A 25,068-nucleotide genomic window follows, 5' to 3' on the forward strand; every position below is an offset into this window, starting at 1 on the left:
AACAAGAAAAAAGCAGCGGTGTTAAGTGTCAAGGACCGCTGCATGATATATGCGCATCCTTGCGTTTGCCCTTACAATGATTTTGCGCATGACGGCGACAAGCGCGACCTTTCCGGGTTTTCCCTTTTGTTTGAGGCGTTGGTAGAAGGCTTTCATCTCCGGATCGAAGCGAATAGCAGGTAGTGCGGCGACATAGAGAACGTCGCGCACCTGTTGTCTGCCGCCGGCAATCGTTCTTTTGCCCCGCATGAGGCCGCTATCACGATTGAGCGGTGCCACACCAACCAGTTTGGCAATCTGGCCTTTGTCCAACCGTCCGAGTTCAGGCAATCCAGCCAGCAGGAAGCAAGCGGTTCTCATCCCGATACCTTTCAGCGACATCAGAACATTTGCTCGGGCCTGCAGGTCCTCATCTTCGGCCAGGCAGTTTTCCATTGCCATGATCACCTCGCGGCGCTGCTCAACAAGAAAGTCGAGCGTTTCCTCAATCCATCCCAGCGTTTTATCGATCTGCTTTTCCCTGCGATTCTTTTCCTGAACGATCATGTGGGGAAAGTTGGCGATAGCGTTGTACGAGGTCGGACAGTTCAGACTGCCGTGCTGAAGGGGACTCGAGCAAGCGGGTTTCCATGCGCCTGCCGTAATCTGCGATAACGAAGGCGTCAATCCGGTCGGTTTTGGACAGTTGGCCGCTGGCGCGGGCGAACTGGCGGATATATTTCGCATTCACCTTTGCAACGGGCCGGCGTGCCGCCAGCAAGGCTTCAACAATTGATCGTTCATAGCCTCCTGTCGGTTCAACAAGGATACGCTCAACATCCTCATACCCGGCAAGCCAACCAAGAAAGCTGGCAATGCCCGAAGGCGTATTGGCAAAAGTTTTTGTCCGGTTTTCAGGTAACAGGCAAATATCAAAGGTGGATTTCGATATATCGATCCCCACAAAACGCGTAGTATAAGTCATTGGCTTTGTCCCTCTTATACACGAGCGTAAAAGCTCTCTCAGCGGTTCGACGAAGCCTCAGGGTGCGCAGAGGGTTCTGCTTTTTTACGACCGTCAAGGGTCCTGCCCGCAAGGGCTCAACCGCTCTGTGCTCCGTGAACGGGTGGTGGCCACCACCCGTTCAAACAAAAGAGGCAGAAGGATCATAACAAATCCTTCTGCCTCTCAATGTATAAGCCCGTCAGATATTCTGACGGGCTTTTTTGAGTCTTTGGTGCTTGCTGTCGTTAGCCAGCATCGCCTGAATTAACCGGGATGCAGGCGACATTTTCACGTTTCAGTGCGGCACAGGCCGCGCGTGCTTCGTTCTCGCCGTCAAAGCCCAGCAGACGGGCGCGATAAACAATACCGGTGCCACTGGTTTGCTGCTCGACCGCGGCACGGGTCAGGCGCAGGACGTCCGGTGCGGTACGTGCTGCCGCCAGAACGGCTTCCTGTGCACGGCGCTGGTCGCTAAAGGCGCCAACCTGAATGCCCCAACCGGTATCGGTTTCCGGCTTCAGGCGGGTTACAACAGTCTGGGTGTCAACACGGCCCGGCTGTTCGGCTTCGCGCATGGTTTTGCGTTTGGCGATCAGAAGCTGCGCGTCGGCTGGCAGGATCTTGTCTTCCGGGCTGATGCGCGGACGTGGAACGACGATTTCGCCTTCCTTGGTCAGTTTGACATAGGCCTGATCAAGAAGCTTTTTCATCTGGGCGTCGCGGGTGCGCGCGGTGCGCCCCCCAAACACAACACCAATCAGGCGTTTACCATTGCGATTGACCGACGCCACAAGGTTAAAGCCCGATGCATTGATATAGCCGGTCTTGATCCCGTCCGTACCGTAATAGGACGCCAGAAGGTTGTTGTGGTTGCCATAGGTGCGGTTGCCAAAACGGAACTTCTGGGTCGCAAAGTAATGGTAATAGCTGCCGTAATTCTTGCGCAGGGCGACGGCCAGTTTGATCATGTCGCGTGCTGTGGTCATCTGACCACGGTTGGGTAGCCCCGAAGCATTCCGGAAGGTCGTGCGCGACATGCCAAGACGGCGCGCCTCAGACGTCATCATCTGGGCAAACTTGATTTCCGTGCCGCCAAGATGTTCGGCCACAACAACAGCGATATCGTTGGCGGACTTGGTTACAAGTGCGAGAATGGCGTCCTTGACCGAAATGGTTTCACCCGCTTTCAGCCCAAGTTTCGACGGTGCCTGGCCCCAGGCACGTTTGGAAACCTTCATGCGAGTCGAAAGCGAAACTTTACCGTGCTCGAGCGCATCAAAGACCATGTAAAGGGTCATGATTTTTGTCAGCGAGGCCGGATAGACTTTGTGATCCGGACGGTATTCATGCAAGGTTTCGCCAGTGTCGCCATCGATGATCATCGCCGTATAGGTCCGCGCCTGTGCAGCGGAGGGCGAAAGAACAGTGACTGAGATGATTGCGACCAGACACAAAAGCACAGAAACAAGCCCACGCACACAACGCGAGCGTGTCACAGACTGAGCTTTGGCCATTGCATTTGGCCCAGCAAGGGTCATTAAACGCATTATATCGGGCTCGGCTTTCAGGTTTCCCCAAGAACTAAATAAGCTCAATGTCGCATCCCAGCCTTAAACAAATGTTTAAGAGCATCAATTTTAGACGGTCGTCATTCGGGCCTTGAGATGGCCATTTTTATACGCGAAAGTACCTTTTATATCTCCAGATTGGCAAAAAATCGAGGATCGAATGTCCGAAAAAAGGGTTCCAGTTCACACCGCTGCACGCAAAATCCATGGCCGTTGGGGGCGTACAAGCGTGGCTGCGCTGCTTGTCGCGGGGCTTGCCGGATGCACATTTACCCAGACCAGTGATGTCAGCAATCCGATCGTGCGCAAGGGGTCCTGGTTCTCGTATCTGAATGCCGACGACCTCCGTCAGGCCTGTGCGGCCGGTGATGCTGAGGGGCAAATCCGCATTGTTTATAATGCCGACTATTACAAGGAAGTCCGGGTCTTTGAACTCGACCCGTATCCGGGTTTTGAGGAATTCAACCTGACCACCCGCGTCTTTGGCCCGCTGGAGGTCAAGGACATCAATGTAGAACTCAATGCGCCGCTTGGTGCGTTCGGCGGCGAAGAAGCTGTCGACCGGATAGATCGCGAATCCTATCTCGCCATTATCGATGCTTTGCAGGCCGAGGGCTTCGGAACGCAAAGCCGCGATGGCCTGCGTCTGTATTCTGACGACTATTACTGGGTCGCGATTGGATGTTCGTCTGGCGGCATCACGCTCGGCGCTTGGGCGTCTGGTGTCGATGATATGCGTGCGCTTGAATTTCCGGATGTATTGGCAAGTTTGTCGTCGATTGAGCGAGAGCTGCCTGAGCCGCCAGCTGCTGAAAATGCTCGCTCCCAGGGGGCGGCTCAGCTGCATTACGTTCAGAATAACGACTCTCGTGATTTCTACCGTACCGTGCGTGGAAACATGCTGCGTTAAGCAGCGTCAGGCCTGTGAGCAAGCGTCGGAGTGCCATGTTTGTAGGGCATCAGTTAAAATAGAATTTGCTGCAATGCAGCAAATTTGTTGGCTAGTGCCTTGATCAAACTGATGTTTTATAATTTCCCTTGGTGTTCCGGCGTTTTTGGTACGTCAGATTCCCTGATTTGTTCTGGAAATGTCACTAAACTGTGCTTGACGAAGTGGGGTTTTTCCATCTAGGGTTATGCTGCAATGCAACATTGATCCGGGGTGATGTCCCGGCGATCAGGAGGTTGAGGCTATGGCTGTTTCCAGGAAGAAAACGTCCGGGAAAACCGCAACGAAGCCGGTTACCACGTCGTCATCCAAATCTGCACCTGCATCTGTACCGTCGGTTTCCGAGGCGGCTCCTGTGAAACGCAGGGTCATGACCTCTTCCGAAATCGAAGCAGAGGCCCAAAAGGCATCCGTCGCGGATGCAAAGGCGCCGCCGTCAAAGCCCGCTGAAACCGATAGCTCGACCAAAACAGCTGCCAAAGCCCCTGACGGCGCGACGGCCATGAGTTCAGCACCTGCTGCTAAAGAGGCAAAGGCCGTTGAGGCTGTTAAGGCGGAATCAATGTCAGTCAACACCGCCAAAGTTGCTAACGTGAATGACGTCAGAGAGGCGGCTCCCTCAGAAAAGGCGACAAGCGGCATGTCGGCCTCGGGTGCGAAAACCGCATCGAAGACTCCGTCGTCTTCACCTGCGTCGAAACAGACCAAATCTCCCGTTGCAAAAACAGGGGCCGCGCGACCGGCTGCAGCTGCAAAGCCCAAAGCAGCCAAATCGACAGCGCCCGTATCGTCCACCAAAAGTGAAAAGGCCAGTACCGTGAGCACGAAACCCAAATCCGCGGCAACCAGCAAATCGACCGCATCTTCCGCCCCGAAAAAGACCACCACTGCCAAGGCAGCTCCGAAAAAGGCTGATGCTGCCCCGGCAAGCGAGGCATCAAAATCTGACCCGGCACCGAAGGCTGCAGCGCCAGCTAAGCAGGAGGCAAAACCGGCAGCACCGAGCGCAGCGGCCCCCGCAAAGCCAGTATCTTCGCCAGCGCCGGCCAAACCGGTAGAAGCCCCCAAGCCGGTCGCAGCCAAGCCAAAGGCAGAGTCAAAGCAGCCTGATGTTTTCGGCTTTGGCGCACTGTTTATGGATGGAACGACAATGGAGCCCTATTTCGAGCTGTGGAAAACGCCCGAAGCCGAAGCAATGGTTGCTGCGGGCAACGATGCATTCGAAGACAGTTTTTCAGCCGCCAATGAAGCATTCGGCAAAATCTTTGAGACCATGACCGGCCAAGCAGATGTATTTTCTGGTGCCGGGTCGCGGGTTGCAGCCCAGTATGAAGAGCTGCTTGATACCCAAAAGAAAAGCTTCGAGGACGTCTGGCAGGCCACCATGTCGATGTTTGAAAAGACCGGTGGCATTGGCACCGAGCTTTCCAATTGGATGCAAAAGGAGTTCGAAGCTTCCCAGGATGATCTTGATGAATTGACCAAGGTCGAAAGCCTTGCCGATCTTCAGGAGCTCCATAACCGCATTATCAATCGGTGCTATGCCAACAGCGTGGCTGAAGGTGAGAAAATGCAGGAAATGATGTTTGGCGCGCTTTCGGACGGACTGGAGGCAATCAGCAAGGCAACAAATGTCGCGATGAAGTGATGGCGGGACTCCCGAGGTTGGATCACAACCATCCTGACAATCCGAATTTCCGGGCGGACATGGCAATCAGCCATGTCCGCCTTTTCTTTGCGTTTTTCGGTTCTGGCGAAAATTCCGCACAACCTTGGCGGCAATCATAAGGAAGTTTGTCGGCTCATCTTGCAGTGCGTTATTCGCGGCCTAAATGAATCGAAGATGGACAACAAACGAAACACGGATGCACAATAAATTCGTAGTGATAACCGCGTAGCGGACTTTGAAAGAGTTTGGCAATGACCTATCATGGAGTTCATGCAGGAAATAAGGGTTCCGGTAAGTAGAAGATGACTGAACAGGATAATGACGGCACTGATCTGCCAAACACGGGGATCGTAACAAAGACACGGCCCAAGACGAAAAAGCCGTCCATGTACAAGGTGCTGTTGCTGAATGACGACTACACACCCATGGAGTTCGTCGTTCACGTACTGGAACGGTTTTTTGAAAAGGGACGTGAAGAAGCCACCGAGATCATGCTTCAGGTACACCGCAAGGGTGTAGGGGTGTGCGGTGTCTTTACCTACGAAATCGCAGAAACCAAAGTTAACCAGGTCATGGACCTGGCCCGCCAGAATCAGCATCCGCTGCAGTGTACCTTAGAGAAGGAGTGACATATGCTATCGCGCAATCTTGAGGAAAGCCTGCACCGTGCGCTCGCATATGCGTCGGAGCGTCGGCACGAATATGCCACTCTTGAACATCTTTTGTTGTCACTGACAGAAGATCAGGATGCCCTGGCGGTACTGAAGGCCTGCCGGGTCGATATTGATCGTCTGCGGTCTGACTTGCTGGAATTCGCCGATAGCGAACTTTCCGGCCTGATCAGTGCGCGTCTGGTGGATCCCAAGCCGACCGCCGGTTTCCAGCGCGTTATCCAACGCGCTGCCATCCACGTGCAATCATCCGGACGCGAAGAAGTCACAGGCGCCAATGTTCTTGTTGCCCTGTTCTCGGAGCGGGAGTCGCATGCTGTCTATTACCTGCAGCTGCAGGATATGACGCGTCTGGATGCGGTGAACTACATTTCACATGGTATTGCCAAAGCGTCCGAGATGAATGAGCGTCGCATCCCGCGTGGTGCTGACGAGGAACCGGTTTCGGGCATGTCGCCAGAAGGCGAAGAAAGCGGCCCGGCCGAGGGCGAGGCGCTCAAGGCCTATTGTGTGAACCTCAATGTCAAAGCCCAGAGCGGCAAGATTGATCCGCTGATCGGGCGTCAAAGCGAAATTGACCGCACCATTCAGGTGCTGTGCCGCCGGACCAAGAATAACCCGCTTTACGTTGGGGATCCGGGTGTTGGTAAAACCGCCATCGCCGAAGGTCTTGCGCGCCGGATCAATGATGGTGACGTGCCTGAGGTCCTGGAAAATGCCACGATCTTTGCGCTTGATATGGGCGCACTTCTCGCCGGTACGCGTTATCGCGGCGATTTCGAAGAACGCCTGAAGGCAGTCGTCAAGGAACTCGAAGAGTATGAAGGTGCTGTTCTGTTCATTGACGAAATCCACACCGTGATCGGTGCAGGTGCGACGTCGGGCGGGGCCATGGATGCCTCGAACCTGCTCAAGCCGGCACTGGCAAGCGGATCGCTGCGGTGCATCGGGTCGACGACCTATAAGGAATTCCGGGGGCACTTTGAAAAGGACCGCGCCCTTGTCCGTCGTTTCCAGAAAATCGATGTCGAGGAGCCGTCCGAAGCAGATACCGTCAAGATCCTCAAGGGGCTCAAGCCCTATTACGAGGAGCATCACCAGGTCAAATACACCAACGAAGCATTGCGTTCCGCTGTTGAGTTGGCGTCGCGTTACATAAGTGACCGCAAGCGGCCTGACAGTGCGATTGACGTGATTGACGAGGTTGGTGCATCCCGCATGCTGATCGCGCCAAGCAAGCGCAAGCGGACTGTTGGTAAGCGTGATGTCGAGGAAATCGTCGCCAAGATTGCCCGCATCCCACCAAAATCGGTGTCGACCGACGACCGCAAAACGCTCGCCAATCTTGAGCGTGACCTTAAAACGGTTGTGTTTGGTCAGGACGGCGCGATCGAGGCACTTTCCAGTGCGATCAAGCTTGCCCGGGCAGGTTTGCGTGAGCCTGAAAAGCCGATTGGCAGTTATCTGTTCTCGGGCCCGACCGGTGTCGGTAAGACCGAGGTGACCAAGCAACTGGCAACCGTCATGGGGATCGAGTTCATCCGCTTTGACATGTCCGAATATATGGAACGTCACAGCGTCTCGCGTCTGATTGGGGCACCGCCCGGCTATGTCGGGTTTGATCAGGGTGGTCTGCTGACTGATGCTGTCGATCAGCACCCCCACGCAGTTGTGCTGCTCGATGAAATTGAAAAGGCCCATCCGGACCTGTTCAATATTCTTCTACAGGTCATGGATCACGGCAAGCTGACCGACAATAACGGCAAGACGGTCGATTTCCGCAATGTTGTGCTGGTGATGACGACCAATGCCGGCGCGTCGGATATGGCCAAGCCGCCAATCGGCTTCAAGCGGGAAATGCGCACCGGCGAAGATGAAGAGGCAATCAAACGCACCTTCACACCGGAATTCCGCAACCGTCTGGATGCGGTCATTCCGTTCGCCAACCTTAAGCCGGAAGTCGTCAAAATGGTTGTCGACAAGTTCATCCTGCAGCTTGAGGTGCAGCTGGCTGATCGCAATGTTTCGATCGAGCTCACCGAAGCGGCGCGGAGCTGGATGGCTGAACGCGGTTACGATGTGGCCTTTGGGGCACGTCCGTTGGGACGTGTCATTCAGGAGCATGTCAAAAAGCCGCTTGCCGAAGAGTTGCTGTTTGGCAAGCTGTCCAAAGGCGGTGCTGTGCTGGTTGATATTGAAGACGACGCGGTCATCTTCCGCTATCCGGAAGATGACAACGGCGAAAAACAACAGAAAAAAGATCCCGAGATGGCAGGCTAACAGAAGCCTTTTGCTGTTCTCAGGTTGTTGTTAATGATTGGCAGTATAGATTGGTGCCCGGAGACTCAGTTTCCGGGCACCGTCATTTGAAGAATGCCAGAATGTTATGAGCCAAGCAGCACAACGAAAATACAGAAACGAGGTCGAGGAGTTTCTCTCCCGGCTGGAATTGCGTGCGCGCAAGCTGATTGTGCTTGCCGAAGTGCTCGAAAAGAATGCCGACAAGTCCGACGTGACCGGCTACCGCCCGTTTCGCGAAGAAGTCGACAACTTCAAGGCGTTGTCGCTGGTGATTATGGAGCGGCTGAACAAGCTCGAAAGTCATCCCAAGAAAGAAGAACTCGAAGAGCAGTTTCACAAGCTGCAGGTCCTGATGCTGCGTATTGTGATCAAAACCAGTCTAAAGTTCTTCTTTATCATGAGTGCCAAGGAAAACCTGCCGCTTGGCGCCCGTGAGATGTTTCAGAGCGAGTTGCGTACCCTCTATGAGGCAGAACGCATGATTTCTGACCCGCGCTATATCCGTCAGCTTGACGACTCCGCCAAGGAAGATCTCGATACGGCCAAAGACATCCTCGAAGAAATCATCGAAAAGGCGCCAGCGTTGCTGAATCTCGGTGCTAGCAAGAAAAAGAAAAAGCGCAGCAGCTAGGCGCATTAAGTTGCGTGAAAATAACTCAATGTTCTAAATTAGAAGTATATATTTGCGAATTGCAAAGCGCAATCTTTGCAATTTGCAATCTTTGCATTTTGAAATGCAAAGATTATGGGAAAATATTTCTGTGTTCACCGAAAAGCGTGTTCACAATCCCCAAAAACATAGGGTTTCCGGGGATTTATAAAGTTGGCACGTTTCCTGCTTAGTCTAGGGTGGACAGTTGTTCTTTGCAGGGGCGCGTCTCGCGTCTGGAACAACGTAATCTTCTGCAGTTTGCTCGTGTCCCAACCAAACTCAGCGGCGGTTTTATACCGCCGCTTTTTTCTTGCCTGAATTTCGGGTTTCCCGTTTCCCCAACTTCTGTTGATCGCACTGTTGTTTTAGGGCGCGCAATCCACATATGGAAAATGTGGAAGTTCCTCTCATACGGCTCCACGTTTCCTTGGATTCTAAAAAAGGTTGTATTCGAATTATATCCTTTGTATAAGTCATTATACTAAGAGATAGTCCACTTTAGCCGTCGGCATAGACTAAGGGAGTAAAACGAATGAAATCCAAGTGTTGTGTGGCTTTGGCCGGGATGCTAGCAGCAGCAGTGCTTGCTGTGCCGCATGTCGCGTTTGCCAAGGCAGAGTTGCCGGGAGATCCCAACGCACTCATTACAGATCAGTTCATCCGCGATATCCGGGAATGGCTTGCCAATCCGGTTGTGGCGCTGTCCATCACGTCGCAGAACAAGCTACGCAAGGATATGGCGCAGGTTCAGATTGATGCTGCAGACCAACAATGGCGTGCTGAACGTGAAGCCGAGGACCAGCCGCTGGTTGCGGCGATCCTGACCAACCCGCTGTCGAGCTACCTCACCCAGGTGCAGGCGCGCTCCGGCGGGATGTATGCCGAAATCTTTGTGATGGATGCAGTCGGTCTCAACGTTGGGCAAAGCTCCATCACGTCGGATTTCTGGCAGGGGGATGAGGCGAAGTTTCAGAACACCTATCCGAATGGCCCTGATGCTGTTTTCATCGATGAAGCCGAATACAACGAAAATTCTGACGCCTGGCTGTCGCAGCTCAACATGACCATGAGCGATGCTGATCGTCAGCCGATTGGTGCCGTGACCATCGAGGTCAATCTCAATGAACTTGCACGTCGTCGTGGCCTGTAGGGAGAATAGCTATGAAATTTTTTGAAAACCTTTCTATCCCGGCAAAGCTGATGACCTGTTTTGCCATCATGATCGTGGTGATTTTGATGGTGGCTGGTGCAGGCATCTTCGCGACGATGAAGGTTAACAGCGCAAATGTTGACCGCGAATATCTCTCTGAATTCGAACGTGATTACCATGAACTTGACCGCTCATATCTTTTGGCACGTCAAGGGCTTATATACTTCCTTACGACCGGCGACCGTACTGGCCTGAAAAGCTATCAGGAGTCGCTTGAGCACATTGACGTCGAAACCGACAAGCTCAAGACTTACGAGTCAATCAACTCGGAAGTTGCGGCCCTAATCGAAGAGATGGACGCGGCGATTGATCGTTGGGAAGAAATAGCAGCACAGCAGGCGCAACTGATGCGTCACTACCTGACTGTCAATCATGCTCGCGCAATTGAGGCCTCCGGCGAGCCGCGTGAGCTCTCTGATCGGGTTACAATGATTGCCGGAGAACTGGCAAAAAACATTGATCAACTAGTGGCTGAGGTTAAGGCAGACGTTGATCAGGCGATGACGATCTTCCAAGTGACACTGGGGATAGGTGTTGTTTTGCTTATTGCGATGGCGGCTCTGTTTGGGGGTACCCTGTCGCGCATGATTGCAACCCCGATCCGCAAGATGACGGAAGCGATGGGTAACCTAGCGGCCGGTAACCTTGATATCGAAACGCTTGATATGAAGCGTGCAGATGAAGTCGGCGCGATGGCCAAATCGCTTGAAATCTTCCGCGAAAATGCCCGAGAACGAGCCCGCATGGCAGAGCAGGAAAAAGTCGAAGCCCAGCGTCAGGTTGAACGCAGCCAGCGCATGGGTAGGTTGACCGAGGGCTTTGATGCGAAAATCCACGACGTTCTGCAGGCGGTGAATGCTGCACTTGATGATGTCCGCTCGGCCTCCGAGACACTGACCTCACACGCGCAGCGCGCCAACCAGGACGCACAGAATGTGGCCGAACAGGCCCACGAATCCTCGACCAACATCGAAACGGTTGCATCTGCAACCGCACAGTTGTCGGCCTCGATTTCGGAAATCTCGTCGCAGATTGCCCGCGTGACCGAAATTACGCAGGTCGCGGTTGGCGAGACCGAACGGACCAACGAACGTGTCGAGAAACTCAATGATGCCGCGCAAAGCGTTGGCGAGGTTGTCAACCTGATCAGCGACATCGCCGATCAGACCAACCTTCTGGCGCTCAACGCAACCATTGAATCGGCCCGTGCGGGTGAAGCTGGTAAAGGTTTTGCGGTGGTGGCTGGTGAGGTTAAAAACCTTGCTTCCCAGACGGTCAAGGCGACCGAGCAGATCACTGCCAAGATTGCTGAGATGCAAAGCGAAAGCGGCGCTGCTGCCGAGGCCGTGCGTGGCTTTGCCGACACCATTACCAAGATTGATGAGCTGATGTCGGTCGTTGCAAGCGCCGTCGAAGAGCAGGGCGCTGCAACCGAGGAAATCTCGCGCAGTGTCGAGGGGGCGGCCAACGGTAACGTTGCCATCACCAGTGCTGTGAAAAACGTCGCGGACGCAACGACGGAAAGTGGCGACCTGTCAAATGGCCAGCTCGATAGCGTCGGTCGACTGGCGGCAGCCAATGACGAGTTGCGCATCCATGTTAATGGCTTTCTTGACGACGTTCGTACCGTCTGACGCATCCGATATCTTAAATGAAAAGGCGCGGGGAAATCCCCGCGCCTTTTCTTTTTGTCTTGTGTCTGAGGATCAGCTTTTCGGGTTGGGCTGATCCTGGCGATAGGGGCTGTGTTCCGACAGGATATAATCGCGATCCTGATCAATATGATCGCGTTCCTGTGCCAGAAACTGCGCAACAGCACGCTTGAGACCCGGATCGGCAATCAAATGGGCTGAGTGGGTAATCACCGGCTCGTAGCCGCGCTGAATCTTGTGTTCGCCCTGTGCCCCGGCCTCGACCGTTTTAAGGCTATGCTCAATCGCAATATCAATGGCCTGATAGTAACAGGTCTCGAAATGCAAAAGCGGGGTGCGATCATTCGTGCCCCAGTTGCGGCCATAAAGCGTTTCCGACCCGATCATGTTAAGCGCCCCGGCCACCATTTCCCCGTTATTGAAGGCGCAGACCAGAACCGTACGGTCGCGCATGCGTTCATGAAGCAGGTCAAAAAATTCGCGCGTTAAATAGGCCTGCCCCCATTTGCGGTCCGATGTATCGCGATAGAAATGATAAAATCGGTCCCAATGATGGGGTTTCAGATCATCTCCGCGCAGTGCCTCAAAACTGTACCCGGCTTCAAGAATCTGTTTGCGTTCCTTGCGTAGGTTTTTGCGTTTGCGCGAATTAAGCGCGCCGAGAAAATCATCGAACTTCTGATAATCACGGTTCAGCCAATGGTACTGCATGCTGGTGCGTGGCAAAAATCCGGCCTGCTGCATCTGCCTGCTTTCATCACCACTGCAGAACGTCACATGCAATGTCGCCATGCCAAGCTTTTCTGGCAGGATCGTCATGCCATTGATAAGCGCGCCACGAACACCATCGGGATCTGGATGACCCTTGGCAACAAGTAGCCTCGGGCCGGGGACCGGGGAAAACGGCACGGCTGATTGCAGTTTCGGGTAATAGCGCCCACCAGCGCGTTCATAGGCATCTGCCCATGCCCAGTCGAAAATATATTCGCCGTACGAATGGGCTTTGACATAAAGCGGCACAATGCCGATCACAGAACCTGTTTCGTCTTCGGCCACCAGATGAAAGGGCTGCCAGCCGGTTTCGGCCGTGGCCGAGCCGCTGTCTTCCATGGCTGAAAGAAAGGCAAAACTGACAAACGGGTTGTCGTCCCCCGTACAGTTGTCCCAGTTCTGTTGTCCGATTTGATGGATATCGGTGACGGTTCTGATTTCGACAGGCAAAGCAAGTTCCCCGAAGCGGGTCCCCAAAGGTGATAACGGCCCGTTGGAGGGGCCTGGTTTTCATACGCATTAGCCGGTATATGCGTTCAGAAGATAGGCGCAATGCACATTTACGCAAGGGAAAGCCTTTGACGGACGTGCCGTGAAGTCCTATTTCATTGTGCCACAGGCCGTTTTAAACGGTTTGAAAAAACGGCTCGGGGATTTTCCCGTGTCGCCCTCGCGAAGAAAAGGATGGTGCGCCGTGAACAGCAAACTTTCGTTGGAGAAGGACAAGATCAAGGTTGTCCTGCTCGAAGGAATCCATGAAAACGCTGTAAAGATGTTCAAAGAGGCCGGCTACTCAAATGTCGACCATTACCCTGCTGCGCTCGACGCGGACGAACTGAAGTCCGTTGTCTCCGAAGCGCACTTTTTGGGCATTCGTTCCCGTACCAAACTCACCGAAGAAGTCATTGATGCCGCATCCAAGCTGACCTCGATCGGCTGTTTCTGCATCGGCACCAATCAGGTCGATCTGCAGGCCGCTGCCATGCGCGGCATTCCGGTGTTTAATGCACCGTATTCCAACACCCGTTCGGTTGCCGAACTGGTGCTGGGCCAGATTATCATGCTTCTGCGTGGCATCCCGCAGCGTAATGCGGCTGCCCATGAAGGTGGCTGGCTGAAAAACGCCCATGGTTCCTATGAGGCACGTGGCAAGACGCTGGGTATTATCGGCTATGGCCATATCGGCTCGCAGCTTTCGGTGCTGGCGGAATCACTTGGCATGAATGTGATTTACTTCGACGTGGTCAACAAGCTTGCCATGGGTAATGCCAATTCCTGCTCGTCGATGGATGAACTTCTGGAAAAGTCTGACGTCGTATCGCTGCATGTTCCGGCCAACGAGCAGACCAAGAACATGATCACCGCTGCCGAAATCGCCAAGATGAAAAAGGGCGCGCATCTGATCAATGCCGCACGCGGTAATGTGATCGTGATCGACGACTTGGCAGCCGCCCTTGAAAGCGGTCATCTGGCCGGTGCGGCGCTTGACGTGTTCCCGGTCGAGCCGGCCGGCAAGGATGAGCAGTTCGAAAGCCCGCTGCGCGGCATGAGCAACGTTATCCTGACCCCGCATATCGGTGGTTCCACCCAGGAAGCGCAGGAAAATATCGGGATCGAGGTCGCGGACAAGCTGATCACCTATTCCGATAACGGTTCGACGCTTGGGGCAGTGAACTTCCCGGAAGTGTCGCTTCCGGTCAAGGACCGCAGTCATACTCGCTTCATGCACATTCATCGCAACGTTCCGGGCGTGCTGCTTAAGATCAACGACGTGTTCGCCCGTCGTGGCATCAACATCAGCGGCCAGTACCTGCGTTCCGAAGGTGGCGTTGGTTATGTGGTTGTCGAAGTCGACAAGGAAATCAAACCGGGCGAGGGCGTTCGCAAGGAACTCTCCGCCATTGACGGCACGCTTCGCGTCCGCTTCCTGTTCTGATCCGAACAGATTGCTTTGAAACAGAAAAAGGGCGGGGACCATATGGCTCCCGCCCTTTTTGTTTTCGGGAAGCCGCCAGACTTAAAGTTTGCGATACATCACCAAGGCGTCGGTCTCGCCAAGCGTCGGATGCATGAAGGCACCGGGCAGGCGTCCAACCACCTCAAAGCCAAGCTTCGGCCAAAGGTGAACAGCGGCTGCATTGCTGGCGATCACGAAATTGAACTGCATGGCGCGATATCCCAGATCCTTGGCGCGCACCAGTGAATCTTCACACATGCGCCGCGCAATGCCCCGGCCACTGGCCGCGGGCGAGGTCATATAACCGCAATTACACACATGCGATCCACCGCCGCCCTGGTTCTGGCGGATGTAATAGGTGCCAACGACCTTGCCGTCTTCCTCGGCCACCAGGGTGACCTTGTCCTTTCCCATCCAGTAGCCAATGACTTCGTCGTCGGTCATGTCGCTATCGATGGCATAAGTGTCACCGGCCCTAAGGATCGGGGCGACGATATCAAGAATGGCGGGAATGTCTTGTTCGGTGGCGGGGCGAATGTTCATGTGGAACTCGTCTTGGTGTCGTAGGGGTGGTGGCAATCACGACGGCAGAATTCAGGATCGCGGATGTGCCTCACTATCGCCGCCTGTCAGCGTTTCTTCAAGGATTTCCGGCTCAACCTCAAACGGAAGGTTGGCGCGTCCTGTCAGGGCCTTGGCCAGTTCGTTGCGATATCGTTCGCGTGGGATTTCCTCGACCCCGAACTGTTTGAGGTGATCATTGACAAACTGGGTATCAAGCAGGCTGTAGCCGCCCTGACGCATCAGCGCGACCAGATAGACCAGAGCCACCTTTGACGCGTTTGTTGCGCGCGAAAACATGCTTTCACCAAAGAACGCTTTGCCGAGGCTAACACCATAAAGCCCACCAACCAGTTCACCGTCTTTCCAGGCTTCGATCGAATGGGCGCAGCCCATCTTGTGAAGCGCGCAATAGGCATCAAGGATGTTTTCGTTGATCCAGGTGTCATCGCGGGTGTCGGTCGGTTCTGCACAGGCACGAATGACGTCGGGAAAGGCCCGGTCGACATGGATTTTATAGGTGCCCTTGCGCACGGCCTTGCGCAGGCTGCGCGGAACATGAAACCCGTCAAGCGGCAAGATGCCGCGCCATTCCGGATCAATCCAGTACAGGGTCGGATCATCGTGGCTTTCGGCCATGGGGAACAGGCCGACGGAATAGGCTCGGATCAAAAGATCAGGGGTCAGCTGGTTTGACATGATCGCAGTGATAATTGCTTCGGTCCTGTTTTCTGGTGTCTGTTTACATATGAGATACCCGGTCGGTAACGACAAGGTCATCACATCACCCAGTTTGTACCGGACTTTGATAATAGGGAAGCTTGATTAACGCTTTGATGTGGATCGCAGATAAAAAAACGGGAACCCGAAGGTTCCCGTTTGAAATTGATTTAAGCGCTGATCACAGCGTTTTTTTCATGCCCATGAACTTTTCCAGCCAGTGGATGTCATAATCCCCTTTCTGGATGTCCGGGTTGGCAAGAAGTGTCTGATGCAGCGGAATGGTGGTTTTGATGCCGCCAATCGCATATTCCGCCAGCGCACGGCGTAGACGCATCATGCATTCTTCACGGTCACGACCATGAACAATCAGCTTTGCGATCATGCTGTCATAATAGGGCGGGATCGAATAACCGGCATAGATGCCACTATCAACGCGCACGCCCAAGCCGCCCGGTGCATGATATTCCTTGATCTTGCCCGGTGACGGAACAAAGGTTTCCGGGTCTTCGGCATTGATGCGGCATTCAATGGCATGACCATGAATTTCAAGGTCTTCCTGCTTGAATGACAGCTCAAGACCGGCAGCAACGCGGATCTGTTCACGCACAAGGTCAACACCGGAAATCATTTCCGTAACCGGGTGTTCCACCTGCAGGCGGGTGTTCATTTCAATGAAATAGAACTCGCCATTTTCATACAGGAACTCGATGGTGCCGGCATTGCGATAGCCCATACCAATCATGGCATTGGCAACCGTGGAGCCGATCCGTTGGCGTTCTTCCGGTGTCAGGGTCGGAGACGGGGCTTCTTCAAGCACCTTCTGGTGACGACGCTGCAAGGAGCAATCGCGTTCAAACAAGTGAACGGCGTTGCCATGCATGTCGCCAATGACCTGCAATTCGATATGGCGCGGTTTGCCAAGGTACTTTTCCATGTAAACGGCGGCATTGCCAAAGTTCTGCAATGCTTCCTTACGGGTCATGGAAAATGCTTCGGCGAGATCTTCTTCGCGATCAACGACTTTCATGCCACGACCGCCGCCGCCGCCAGATGCCTTGATCAGGACTGGATAGCCGATCTCCTTGGCGCATTTGCGGGCTTCGTCAACGGTGGTGATTTCACCATCAGACCCCGGAACACACGGAATACCGAGCTTTTCGGCCGTCTGTTTCGCCGTGATCTTGTCACCCATGGTGCGGATATGTTGCGGCGTCGGGCCGATGAAGGCAAAGCCGTGTTCTTCGACTATGGATGCGAAATCAGCACTTTCCGACAGGAAGCCGTATCCCGGATGGATGGCCTCTGCCCCGGTGATTTCAGCAGCCGAAAGGATGGCCGGAATATTCAGATAGCTGTCTTTGGATGCTGCCGGGCCGATGCAGACCGATTCGTCGGCCAGACGCACATGCATGGCGTCCGCGTCAGCAGTGGAATGCACCGCGACAGTTTTGATGCCCATTTCGCGGCAGGCGCGCTGGATACGAAGCGCGATTTCACCACGGTTGGCAATCAGGATTTTGTCGAACATGCGGTTGATACCCCGACTTATTCAATAATGACCAGCGGCTCGTCATATTCGACCGGGTGGCCGTCGGTCGCGATAATCTGGGTGACCTTGCCCGATTTCGGGGCGCGGATCGGGTTGAAGGTTTTCATTGCCTCAATCAGCATCAGGGTCTGGCCTTCGGAAACCGATGCGCCAACCGAGATGAACGGTGCTGCACCCGGTTCCGGTGCGAAGTAAACAACGCCGACCATCGGCGATTTGACAGCACCCGGATGGGAACCTGCATCTGCCGGTGCGGCAGGGACCGGCGCCGCAGCAGCGGGTGCCGTAGCCGGGGCAGCCGCCGGAGCGGCAGCAACCATGGTGCCCTGACGGGCTACACGAATACGGTTGTCACCTGCGGCAACTTCAATTTCGGTCAGATTGGTGTCGTCCAGCAGCTCTGCGAGCTGGCGAATGGCGTCATTGTCGATGTTGAACTTGCTCATTTCGATATCTTTATGATGGTGTGTGGATCAATCCGCGCATGGCATCCAGGGCGTTTTTGTTGCTCCGGGAGCCAAAGCCATAGATCATGCCGTGTAAAGCTTTCGAGACGTATGGATCGTGTCTAAATGCATTCCGCTTTTGAATGTTGGACAGATGAATCCCGAATTTCGCCATGGTCGATGCGGCGAAAGCTTCAAGGATCGCAACCGATGTGTGCGTATATGCCTTAGCATTACCAAGAATGCCAGAGTCTTCTTGTCGGTTTTGTCTAAAACCAGTCAACCCGTTCACTTCCATTCTTGTTTCGAAGCATCCGTCGCTTGTCTGCCCGCGATGTTTGTCGATCGTCACGCAAACGTCCGAACCGCGCAGCAGCAGCGATCTGCATGCCCAACATTTGGAGTTGCGTTTATAACACGACTAAAGTCTGACGCAACTTTGCAGTGGCCTTTGCAACGCTGCCTTGATGCTTAGCCTGCATGGCAAATCTAGGCTCAATTCGTCAGCCAATGCGACCAAACCTAAAAAGCCGCGTAACACGGCTTGCCTCAGGCAAAGGTGCTGCGCATACTGCGCGGCAATTGTGAAGATTTTGATACCACAGGGATGAAGCAAAAAGATGCGTCTGACGATCAACGGTGAAGACCGCACAATCGAAAATGCCGGAAACGTTGCCGACCTTCTTGGCGAACTTGGAATCGCCCAGACCAAGGTCGCAGTCGAACGTAATCTGGAAATCGTTCCCAAGACGGCCTACGGCGAAACCGCGCTTGCGGATGGCGACAAACTTGAAATCGTTCACTTCATCGGTGGCGGTTCGCAGGAAGCTAATCTGGCGGCGGCCGATGATGACGGCTTTGTGGTTGCGGGCAAGAAATTCTCGTCGCGTCTGCTGGTCGGGACCGGCAAATACAAGGACTTCGAAGAAACCAAAATCGCGATCGAGGCATCCGGGGCCGAAATCGTCACCGTTGCCGTACGCCGTGTGAACCTGACCGACCCGAACCAGCCGATGCTGGTCGATTATGTCGACCCAAAAAAATACACCTATCTGCCCAACACGGCGGGGTGCTTTACCGCCGATGATGCGGTGCGCACGCTTCGTCTTGCGCGCGAAGCCGGTGGCTGGAACCTGGTGAAGCTTGAAGTACTGGGCGATCAGGCGACGCTTTATCCCAATATGCCTGAAACGCTTGTCGCGGCCGAGGCGCTCATCAAGGATGGCTTTGATGTCATGGTCTACTGCAGTGACGACCCCATTCAGGCCAAGATGCTCGAAGACATGGGCTGTTGCGCGATCATGCCGCTGGGCTCGCTCATCGGATCGGGTATGGGGATTTTGAACCCCGTTAATATCGCGCTGATCAAGGAAAACGCCAATGTGCCGGTGCTGGTCGATGCCGGGGTTGGCAGCGCATCGGATGCGGCGGTGGCCATGGAGCTTGGCTGTGACGGTGTCTTGATGAATACGGCGATTGCCGGGGCAAAGGATCCGATCCGTATGGCGCGTGCGATGAAACACGCGATCATTGCCGGGCGTGAATCCTTCCTCGCTGGCCGGATGTCGAAAAAGAAATACGCTGATCCGTCCTCGCCACTGGCCGGGATCATCTAGGCACTATTACCTGCCAAAATCCGCAATACAAAAGGGCCGTTTCGCAAATGAAACGGCCCTTTTGATGTTTTGTTGAGATGTCGAAACCATCAAACTGCAGATGTAGGCAGCTTGAGGGTCAACAGGCTTTCCGGATCAGGATGCGTCCTTCAGACCCGCATCAACCAGTGCGTTGACGCGGTCCATATCCGCACCCGAGACCATGGTGCCATTGATCAGGAAGGCCGGGGTGCCGGAAATACCAACCGCACGCGCCATCGAGGAATACTGTGCCAGCATGCCGCTGATTTCCGGTGACTTCATGTCGGCCAACATCTGGTCGACATCAACACCCGCACCGGCGGCCAAATCATTGATGGTGTCCTGATCAAGAACACCACGGCTACTCATAAAGGCTTCGTGCACTGCCATATATTTGTCTTGCTTGGCCGCGGCCAGTGCAGCGCGCGCGGCAAGGCCGCTTTCTTCACGCAAGATCGGGAATTCGACAAAGATGGTCCGCACCTTGCCATCACTGTTTTCGGCGATTTCCTTTACGCCATCAAAGGCGCGCTTGCAGTACCCGCAGTGATAATCAAAAAACTCGATCACGGTCACCGGCGCATCAAGCGGGCCGACGGACGGAACGGAACTGTCGGCAACCAGTGCATCCCAGACCGGGGTGATTGCCTCTGCCTGCTGGCGGGCTTGTTCCGATGCTTGCCAGGTCTGAACATTCTGAATGGCGCGCAAAAGAACGTCCGGATTTTCAAGCAGGTACTGTTCGATAACGCCTTCGATTTCAGCTTTCTGGTCGGTGCTGAGCGCATCCTGCGCCATCGCAGTCTGCGACCCAAGCAGCATGCCAAAACCAAGTGCCGTACCGGCAAGAAAGCGCTTTGCGATCTGGGAAGTCATAGGGCGTCCTTTTGTCTTTGGTGAGTCGATGACGTCTTGGTCCTGACCCTGATTACATGTGATGGTTTTTGATACGTGATCAGGCTGCTAACGGGAAAGTAAAATATGCGTTAGATGTGTGACACTGTTCTCGCTTGCGACGTGATCTTTGCCTGAAACAAGCCCGATCCAGACAAGCCGAACTTCATCGGCTGCCGTTTCGGGCCAATAGCGGCGATAAAGCGTTGCCAGGTCGAAATATTCGCGCTGCCATTCGCCGTAGCGCACCGAATATTGCCCAACGGCAATCCGTACTTCCTGATCCATTGTCGGTTTGCCCGACCCAAGATCACTTTCCGTCCAGCTTCCTTGACCCTGACGCCGGAAGCCAAGAACCAGCTCAACGTCTCCGACCTGGGCGGCGCTGTTGAACTGCCAGTCAAACGACAGGAATGGCGAGGCCAGCACAATCACATTGGTCCTGCGCCCGATTTCAAATGCGCCTAACCCCGGGCGCGCGGCAAGCGCGATGCGCCCGTCCTTGTCTTCCCAGGCCAGCGGGGCTGGTGTGGTGTTTTGTGCTTGGTGAACCTGCCAATAGCGCGGCGGCTTGCTAAGCGAAAACGGCGCATAAAGCAGTTTCAGATCACCACTGACATCCACGCCCGCATCGGGCAGGGTGCAGCCCGCCAACCCCAGAGACCCGATGACCATCATCAAAGACGCGACACGCCGTGCTTTTGTGAGAGTCCGGGTCGGACACAAACGTGCGCGCAGGGCGGCCTGCGTCCTCAATTGGGTTTATCCTTACCTGGCACCCCATCAGGATTGGTGGCCTGCAGGATATCTTGTGCCCGAAGCCACGCGGCCGTTCCTTTTTCAAGTTTCCGGTCCGCCTGAACCGCGTGATAGCTTGCGGCCTGCCTATCCCCGGTCAAAAGGCTGTATTCCGCCTGTGAAAGCGATGCTTCGCCTTCATTGCCCAAACGACTTTCGACAATCGCACGGAATCGCCATGCCGACGCATTGCTGCGTTCGCGTGACAATACACCGATCAGGTTTTCTTTGGCGGGTGCAAGATAGGCCTCATCACCGGTTTCGATCATCGCATGCGCCAGAAGCAACCGAATCAACGGCGCACCGTTGGAAAGATCAGTTGCCTGCTGTAACGGCGGGATGGCTTCGCGGGCACGGCCGAATTCCAGAAGAATCTGGCCTTTCAGTTCTTCGAAATAGGCGTTCGACGGTTCCTCGGCGATCAGGCCTTCGATGATTTCAAGGGCCGGATCAAGCTGGGAATCGCGATAATAGGCGATGGAACGGGCATAGCGCGCCGGAATGCTGGTATCGCTTTCCGGGTAGGTGCGCATCGTGTTCTGGATATGATTGGTAAAGGCAAACAGCTTGGCGCGCATGCGGGCATGGCGTTCGTAAAGCTCCGGGCTGACTTTGGCATCCTTGAGCGGCGAGTTGGCCACATAATTCTCAAGAAAATCGACACGCTCAACGGTGAGCGGGTGGCTTCGCAGATACGGGTCCTGGCTGGCGGTGCTCAGCAATTCCTGACCTTCGAGCGTCTCCATGAATTCCATCATGCCGCGCGCGGAAATACCGGCTTCTGTCAGATACTTCACACCGGCCTGGTCGGCACTGCTTTCCTGGGTCCGCGAATAGGCAAGGAAGTTACGGGTCGCAACGCTCTGACCGCCCAGAATGGCGGCGGTGCCAACGTCAGATCGGCCCGCAGCAACACCTGCGGCGACGCCGGCAATGGTCGACAGAATCGAGATCGCAGACGCGTTGCGCAACTGGTCATGAACACGCGAAAGGTGGCCGCCCGAAATGTGACCGGTCTCGTGGGCCATGACGCCGATAACCTGTTCGGGAGTCTCTGCTTTTAACAACAGCCCAGTATTGATAAAAAGCTTTTGGCCCCCGGCAACAAATGCGTTCAAGCTGTTGTCGGATACGATATAAACTGACACGCCATTCGGATCGAGGCCCGCCGCCCTGAAAATGGGCGTGGCATACATCCGGAGGGTTTCCTCGATCTCTGTATCGCGGATAAAAGAACGACCCTGTGCGAAAACCGTGCTAGGCAGGGCAACAAGGAAAATGGCAGTGAGAGTAATAATGCGTCTGAGCAAAATGTGCGTTCCATATTTTCGTTCGACTGATGTCGGTTCCATGCCGACGCGCAAGCCATCATGGCGGATCGCGTTCGCAATCGCAATGACTGCCGGTCTTGCTGCATGTAGTGCTAATAAAACAGAAAATATTGGTCAAATAGGGGCAGTTTCTGGCTATTTCGGCGGCGTTGTTGCCGATGAGCCGCGCGCGGTGCGCAATGCGCGCGATGTTCTGTCGGCCGGCGGGACGGCGGCGGACGCGGCTGTGGCACTTTATGCCACCATGACCGTGACCAAGCCATCGGTTGCCGGGATCGGCGGGGGCGGTGTTTGTGTGGTGCATGATCGCGCGACGCAAAAGGTCGAAGTTCTTGATTTCTGGCCACGTCCGGGGACCCGTACCGGTTCCGATCAGACCGCAACTACCATTCCGACTGTGCCGCGCGGCCTTTATGCACTCAGTGCACGTTATGGCCGTTTGCAGTGGGGCTCTTTGATCAGTGCCGCTGAGCAATATGCACGCCTTGGCGTGCCGGTTTCACGCTCGCTGGTCAAGGATATCGAGGCAAACCGTGCCCGGATCGAAGCCAGCCCGGCGCTGCGCGCAACCTTCATGCCGGATGGCAAAATGCTTGAGGTCGGCGATCGTATTCGCGCGGTTAACCTGGCAGCCCTTCTGACCTCGCTTCGCGTCAAGGGACCGGGCGAGTTTTATAACGGTGTATTGGGGGCGGATATCGCCAATGCGGTGACGGCAGCCGGTGGTACGTTGACCGCCGAAGACATGCGCAGCTATCGCCCGCAATGGAAAACCGCGGCCGAGGTCAAGGTGGGCAACGAGACGCTGTATCTGGCCTATCCGCCGCGATCTGATTCCGGTGCGTCCGTGATTGCGGGGGGCAGTGAGCTTGCCGATATCCTCAACCGTTATCTGGCCGATATCGCATCAGGGACGGAGGCCGCACAAGCCAATGCCGGACGCAGCGGCTTTGTTGTCGTTGACCGTGCGGCCAATGCGGTTGCCTGTGTCACCACTATGAACACGCCGTTTGGTGCGGGGCTGGGGGTTGATGCCTTTGGCCTTAACCTTGCTGCGGGCGATGCCGCCATGGTCTCGACACCTCTGATGGGGCCGGCCCTGGTGGTGAACCCGTTTGTCTGGGAATATTATTACGGTATTGCCGGTACAGGTACGCCAGCTGGTGCGACCAAACAGATCACCACCATGGCCGAAGACCTGATTGGCAATGGTGCGGCATCCGGTGTGGCGCTTAATTCCGATGGGGCGTCATCGGTCAATGTGATCAAGTGCCTCGAAGGTACGCCACCCCATCCGGAAAGCTGCCAGTTCCTCGCCGATCCGGCAGGCGGCGGTATGGCCGGAACCCGGTAATCAAAGACCAACCAACAGGGCAGGGAACAACCTGCCCTGTTGTTCTTGAACCCATGTCAGGACCCCACAAATGGCATTGAAACAATCCCTTCGCGGCGCAATTTCGCCCTTTATCGTGATGGACGTCATGCGCGCGGCCAATGCCCGCGAAACGGAAGGCAAGGCTGTCTATCACCTCGAAGTCGGTCAGCCCGGAACCCCCGCCCCGCGCAAGGTGCGCGAAGCCGCCGCCAAGGCGCTCGAAAGCGATCTGATTGGCTATACCAACGCCATGGGCATAGATCCACTGCGCGACGCCATTGCCGGGCACTATAAAATCAAATTTGGCGTTTCGGTCGATCCAGCACGCGTCTGTGTCGCCAGTGGGTCGTCTTCGATCTTTGTGCTGGCGTTTCTGGCGGCCTTTGATGCGGGTGATCGTGTTGCGATGGCAGCGCCCGGTTATCCGGCCTATCACAACATTCTAAGCGCGCTTGGCATTGATACGGTCAACTTGCCAGCAGCGCCGGAAACCCATTATCAGCCGACCGTACAGATGCTGCGTGATCTGGATGAGCCGGTTGATGGCCTGATCGTTGCCAGCCCGTCCAACCCGGCAGGCAGCATGATTGATGTTGAAACCTATCGGGAACTGGCAACCTATTGCCGCGACAATGGCATTCGCCTGATCAGTGACGAGATCTATCAGGGCATTTCATTTGGTGATGTTGCCGAATGCACCGCTCTTGAATTCGGCGATGAAGCGATCATCATCAACAGTTTCTCGAAATACTTTTCCATGACCGGCTGGCGTCTGGGCTGGGCGATTGTGCCGCCCGATTTGATGCGGGCGGTCGAATGTCTGCAGCAGAACCTGTTTATCTCAGCCCCTGCATTGTCGCAGTTGGCTGCGGTGGTGGCCTTTGATTGCGAGGACGAGCTGCAGGCCAATATCGCGGCCTATGCGCGCAATCGTGAAATCCTGCTTGATGGTCTGCCCAAGGCAGGCTTCACCAATTTTGCCCCGGCCGATGGCGCGTTTTACCTTTATGCCGATGTCCGCGAACTGACCACTGACAGCGAAGCCTTCTGCAAACAGATGCTCGAAGAAACCGGTGTTGCGACCACGCCGGGTACTGATTTCGACCGTCTGCGCGGCAAGGGCTATGTCCGCTTCTCATTCGCGCATAGCGAAGAAACCATGATTGGTGCAATCAAGGCGCTTCAGAACTGGAAGCGATAAGTTTTCTAGTGTCCGTCGCAGTCACATGAGCCGTAGTACCCTGGAGGTATGTCTCTAAAAAGTCTGGGCATGGGTAGTTCGCGGCAGTTGTCGTGTGTGATCTCAATTGTAACAGTACCATCAATATTGGTCGCGACGATGTCGCCGCAGTACCCTCTTCTTGCATTC

22 protein-coding genes and 1 pseudogene are annotated in these 25,068 nt (G+C 54.9%); 11 read left to right on the plus strand and 12 right to left on the minus strand.

Annotation, left to right across the window (positions count from 1 at the left end):
- Positions 1 to 21 precede the first annotated feature (21 nt).
- A pseudogene (locus ACXAF0_RS09175) lies at positions 22 to 964 on the minus strand (IS110 family RNA-guided transposase).
- A 266-nt stretch (positions 965 to 1,230) separates the two neighbouring features.
- Complete coding sequence (locus tag ACXAF0_RS09180) at positions 1,231 to 2,499, minus strand: serine hydrolase (protein WP_475345574.1); 1,269 nt, start codon at positions 2,497 to 2,499, stop codon at positions 1,231 to 1,233.
- A gap of 283 nt (positions 2,500 to 2,782) precedes the next feature.
- On the opposite strand from ACXAF0_RS09180, the gene ACXAF0_RS09185 reads away from it, so the two are divergent.
- Positions 2,783 to 3,463: a hypothetical protein gene (locus tag ACXAF0_RS09185; RefSeq protein WP_475345575.1), complete on the plus strand. Its 681-nt coding sequence runs from the start codon at positions 2,783 to 2,785 to the stop codon at positions 3,461 to 3,463.
- Positions 3,464 to 3,730: 267 nt separating this feature from the next.
- On the opposite strand, the gene ACXAF0_RS09190 is transcribed toward ACXAF0_RS09185, so the two are convergent.
- Entirely contained in the window at positions 3,731 to 4,327 is a 597-nt protein-coding gene (locus ACXAF0_RS09190) for a hypothetical protein (RefSeq protein WP_475345576.1), read from the minus strand.
- On the opposite strand from ACXAF0_RS09190, the gene ACXAF0_RS09195 reads away from it, so the two are divergent.
- The 6 genes from ACXAF0_RS09195 (at position 4,320) to ACXAF0_RS09220 (ending at position 11,639) form a co-directional block, all read left to right on the plus strand.
- Complete coding sequence (locus tag ACXAF0_RS09195) at positions 4,320 to 5,150, plus strand: phasin family protein (protein ID WP_475345577.1); 831 nt, start codon at positions 4,320 to 4,322, stop codon at positions 5,148 to 5,150. The two genes, ACXAF0_RS09190 and ACXAF0_RS09195, sit on opposite strands and share 8 nt — an antisense overlap.
- Positions 5,151 to 5,473: 323 nt before the next feature.
- Complete coding sequence (clpS, locus tag ACXAF0_RS09200) at positions 5,474 to 5,800, plus strand: ATP-dependent Clp protease adapter ClpS (RefSeq protein WP_008890601.1); 327 nt, start codon at positions 5,474 to 5,476, stop codon at positions 5,798 to 5,800.
- A 3-nt stretch (positions 5,801 to 5,803) separates the two neighbouring features.
- Positions 5,804 to 8,122, plus strand: coding sequence for an ATP-dependent Clp protease ATP-binding subunit ClpA (clpA, locus tag ACXAF0_RS09205; RefSeq protein WP_475345578.1), 2,319 nt, complete (start codon positions 5,804 to 5,806; stop codon positions 8,120 to 8,122).
- A gap of 106 nt (positions 8,123 to 8,228) precedes the next feature.
- Positions 8,229 to 8,774 (plus strand): hypothetical protein, encoded by a 546-nt coding sequence (locus ACXAF0_RS09210; protein WP_475345579.1) that lies wholly within the window; start codon positions 8,229 to 8,231, stop codon positions 8,772 to 8,774.
- 553 nt (positions 8,775 to 9,327) lie between these two features.
- The gene (locus ACXAF0_RS09215; RefSeq protein WP_475345580.1) at positions 9,328 to 9,945 is read left to right on the plus strand and encodes a hypothetical protein; all 618 of its coding nucleotides are present in this window, start codon (positions 9,328 to 9,330) and stop codon (positions 9,943 to 9,945) included.
- A gap of 11 nt (positions 9,946 to 9,956) precedes the next feature.
- On the plus strand, positions 9,957 to 11,639 hold the full coding sequence (locus tag ACXAF0_RS09220) for a methyl-accepting chemotaxis protein (RefSeq protein ID WP_475345581.1): 1,683 nt from the start codon (positions 9,957 to 9,959) through the stop codon (positions 11,637 to 11,639).
- A gap of 72 nt (positions 11,640 to 11,711) precedes the next feature.
- On the opposite strand, the gene ACXAF0_RS09225 is transcribed toward ACXAF0_RS09220, so the two are convergent.
- On the minus strand, positions 11,712 to 12,878 hold the full coding sequence (locus ACXAF0_RS09225; RefSeq protein ID WP_475345582.1) for a GNAT family N-acetyltransferase: 1,167 nt from the start codon (positions 12,876 to 12,878) through the stop codon (positions 11,712 to 11,714).
- Between the two features lie 244 nt (positions 12,879 to 13,122).
- Here ACXAF0_RS09225 and serA point away from each other — a divergent pair, with 244 nt between their 5' ends.
- On the plus strand, positions 13,123 to 14,364 hold the full coding sequence (serA, locus tag ACXAF0_RS09230) for a phosphoglycerate dehydrogenase (protein ID WP_475345583.1): 1,242 nt from the start codon (positions 13,123 to 13,125) through the stop codon (positions 14,362 to 14,364).
- Between the two features lie 81 nt (positions 14,365 to 14,445).
- Here serA and ACXAF0_RS09235 read toward each other — a convergent pair whose 3' ends face one another.
- The 5 genes from ACXAF0_RS09235 to ACXAF0_RS09255 all read right to left on the minus strand — a co-directional run bounded on the left by ACXAF0_RS09235 (position 14,446) and on the right by ACXAF0_RS09255 (position 18,016).
- On the minus strand, positions 14,446 to 14,928 hold the full coding sequence (locus ACXAF0_RS09235) for an N-acetyltransferase family protein (protein WP_475345584.1): 483 nt from the start codon (positions 14,926 to 14,928) through the stop codon (positions 14,446 to 14,448).
- Positions 14,929 to 14,979: 51 nt separating this feature from the next.
- Positions 14,980 to 15,645: a leucyl/phenylalanyl-tRNA--protein transferase gene (aat, locus tag ACXAF0_RS09240; RefSeq protein WP_475345585.1), complete on the minus strand. Its 666-nt coding sequence runs from the start codon at positions 15,643 to 15,645 to the stop codon at positions 14,980 to 14,982.
- A gap of 202 nt (positions 15,646 to 15,847) precedes the next feature.
- The gene (accC, locus tag ACXAF0_RS09245) at positions 15,848 to 17,197 is read right to left on the minus strand and encodes an acetyl-CoA carboxylase biotin carboxylase subunit (RefSeq protein ID WP_475345586.1); all 1,350 of its coding nucleotides are present in this window, start codon (positions 17,195 to 17,197) and stop codon (positions 15,848 to 15,850) included.
- Between the two features lie 17 nt (positions 17,198 to 17,214).
- Entirely contained in the window at positions 17,215 to 17,664 is a 450-nt protein-coding gene (gene accB, locus ACXAF0_RS09250) for an acetyl-CoA carboxylase biotin carboxyl carrier protein (RefSeq protein WP_475345587.1), read from the minus strand.
- A 10-nt stretch (positions 17,665 to 17,674) separates the two neighbouring features.
- A complete protein-coding gene (locus tag ACXAF0_RS09255) occupies positions 17,675 to 18,016 on the minus strand; it encodes a type II 3-dehydroquinate dehydratase (protein ID WP_475345588.1) in 342 nt (113 codons plus the stop codon).
- A gap of 268 nt (positions 18,017 to 18,284) precedes the next feature.
- Here ACXAF0_RS09255 and thiS point away from each other — a divergent pair, with 268 nt between their 5' ends.
- Positions 18,285 to 19,280, plus strand: coding sequence for a sulfur carrier protein ThiS (gene thiS, locus ACXAF0_RS09260; RefSeq protein WP_475345589.1), 996 nt, complete (start codon positions 18,285 to 18,287; stop codon positions 19,278 to 19,280).
- Between the two features lie 135 nt (positions 19,281 to 19,415).
- On the opposite strand, the gene ACXAF0_RS09265 is transcribed toward thiS, so the two are convergent.
- From ACXAF0_RS09265 to ACXAF0_RS09275, 3 genes are all read right to left on the minus strand, one after another.
- Entirely contained in the window at positions 19,416 to 20,177 is a 762-nt protein-coding gene (locus ACXAF0_RS09265; protein WP_475345590.1) for a DsbA family protein, read from the minus strand.
- Positions 20,178 to 20,264: 87 nt separating this feature from the next.
- Positions 20,265 to 20,951, minus strand: a complete 687-nt coding sequence (locus ACXAF0_RS09270; RefSeq protein WP_475345591.1) for a hypothetical protein — start codon at positions 20,949 to 20,951, stop codon at positions 20,265 to 20,267.
- Positions 20,948 to 22,345: a M48 family metalloprotease gene (locus ACXAF0_RS09275; RefSeq protein ID WP_475345592.1), complete on the minus strand. Its 1,398-nt coding sequence runs from the start codon at positions 22,343 to 22,345 to the stop codon at positions 20,948 to 20,950. The genes ACXAF0_RS09270 and ACXAF0_RS09275 overlap by 4 nt, the downstream gene beginning before the upstream one ends.
- Here ACXAF0_RS09275 and ACXAF0_RS09280 point away from each other — a divergent pair.
- Together ACXAF0_RS09280 and ACXAF0_RS09285 are read left to right on the plus strand one after the other, a co-directional pair.
- A complete protein-coding gene (locus ACXAF0_RS09280) occupies positions 22,344 to 23,678 on the plus strand; it encodes a gamma-glutamyltransferase (protein WP_475345593.1) in 1,335 nt (444 codons plus the stop codon). The genes ACXAF0_RS09275 and ACXAF0_RS09280 overlap by 2 nt on opposite strands.
- Positions 23,679 to 23,748: 70 nt before the next feature.
- Positions 23,749 to 24,900, plus strand: a complete 1,152-nt coding sequence (locus ACXAF0_RS09285) for a pyridoxal phosphate-dependent aminotransferase (protein WP_475345594.1) — start codon at positions 23,749 to 23,751, stop codon at positions 24,898 to 24,900.
- Positions 24,901 to 25,068 lie beyond the last annotated feature (168 nt).

It is taken from the genome of Thalassospira sp. ABD4_177 (assembly GCF_056160125.1).

Bases quoted from the DNA above. Each gene is read 5' to 3' on its own strand.
- clpS (WP_008890601.1), top strand. From the start codon at position 5,474: ATGACTGAACAGGATAATGACGGCACTGATCTGCCAAACACGGGGATC.
- aat (WP_475345585.1), bottom strand. From the start codon at position 15,645: ATGTCAAACCAGCTGACCCCTGATCTTTTGATCCGAGCCTATTCCGTC.
- ACXAF0_RS09285 (WP_475345594.1), top strand. From the start codon at position 23,749: ATGGCATTGAAACAATCCCTTCGCGGCGCAATTTCGCCCTTTATCGTG.
- clpA (WP_475345578.1), top strand. From the start codon at position 5,804: ATGCTATCGCGCAATCTTGAGGAAAGCCTGCACCGTGCGCTCGCATAT.
- ACXAF0_RS09265 (WP_475345590.1), bottom strand. From the start codon at position 20,177: ATGACTTCCCAGATCGCAAAGCGCTTTCTTGCCGGTACGGCACTTGGT.
- ACXAF0_RS09220 (WP_475345581.1), top strand. From the start codon at position 9,957: ATGAAATTTTTTGAAAACCTTTCTATCCCGGCAAAGCTGATGACCTGT.
- ACXAF0_RS09280 (WP_475345593.1), top strand. From the start codon at position 22,344: ATGCCGACGCGCAAGCCATCATGGCGGATCGCGTTCGCAATCGCAATG.
- ACXAF0_RS09275 (WP_475345592.1), bottom strand. From the start codon at position 22,345: ATGGAACCGACATCAGTCGAACGAAAATATGGAACGCACATTTTGCTC.
- ACXAF0_RS09235 (WP_475345584.1), bottom strand. From the start codon at position 14,928: ATGAACATTCGCCCCGCCACCGAACAAGACATTCCCGCCATTCTTGAT.
- ACXAF0_RS09210 (WP_475345579.1), top strand. From the start codon at position 8,229: ATGAGCCAAGCAGCACAACGAAAATACAGAAACGAGGTCGAGGAGTTT.
- accC (WP_475345586.1), bottom strand. From the start codon at position 17,197: ATGTTCGACAAAATCCTGATTGCCAACCGTGGTGAAATCGCGCTTCGT.
- accB (WP_475345587.1), bottom strand. From the start codon at position 17,664: ATGAGCAAGTTCAACATCGACAATGACGCCATTCGCCAGCTCGCAGAG.
- ACXAF0_RS09180 (WP_475345574.1), bottom strand. From the start codon at position 2,499: ATGGCCAAAGCTCAGTCTGTGACACGCTCGCGTTGTGTGCGTGGGCTT.
- thiS (WP_475345589.1), top strand. From the start codon at position 18,285: ATGCGTCTGACGATCAACGGTGAAGACCGCACAATCGAAAATGCCGGA.
- ACXAF0_RS09215 (WP_475345580.1), top strand. From the start codon at position 9,328: ATGAAATCCAAGTGTTGTGTGGCTTTGGCCGGGATGCTAGCAGCAGCA.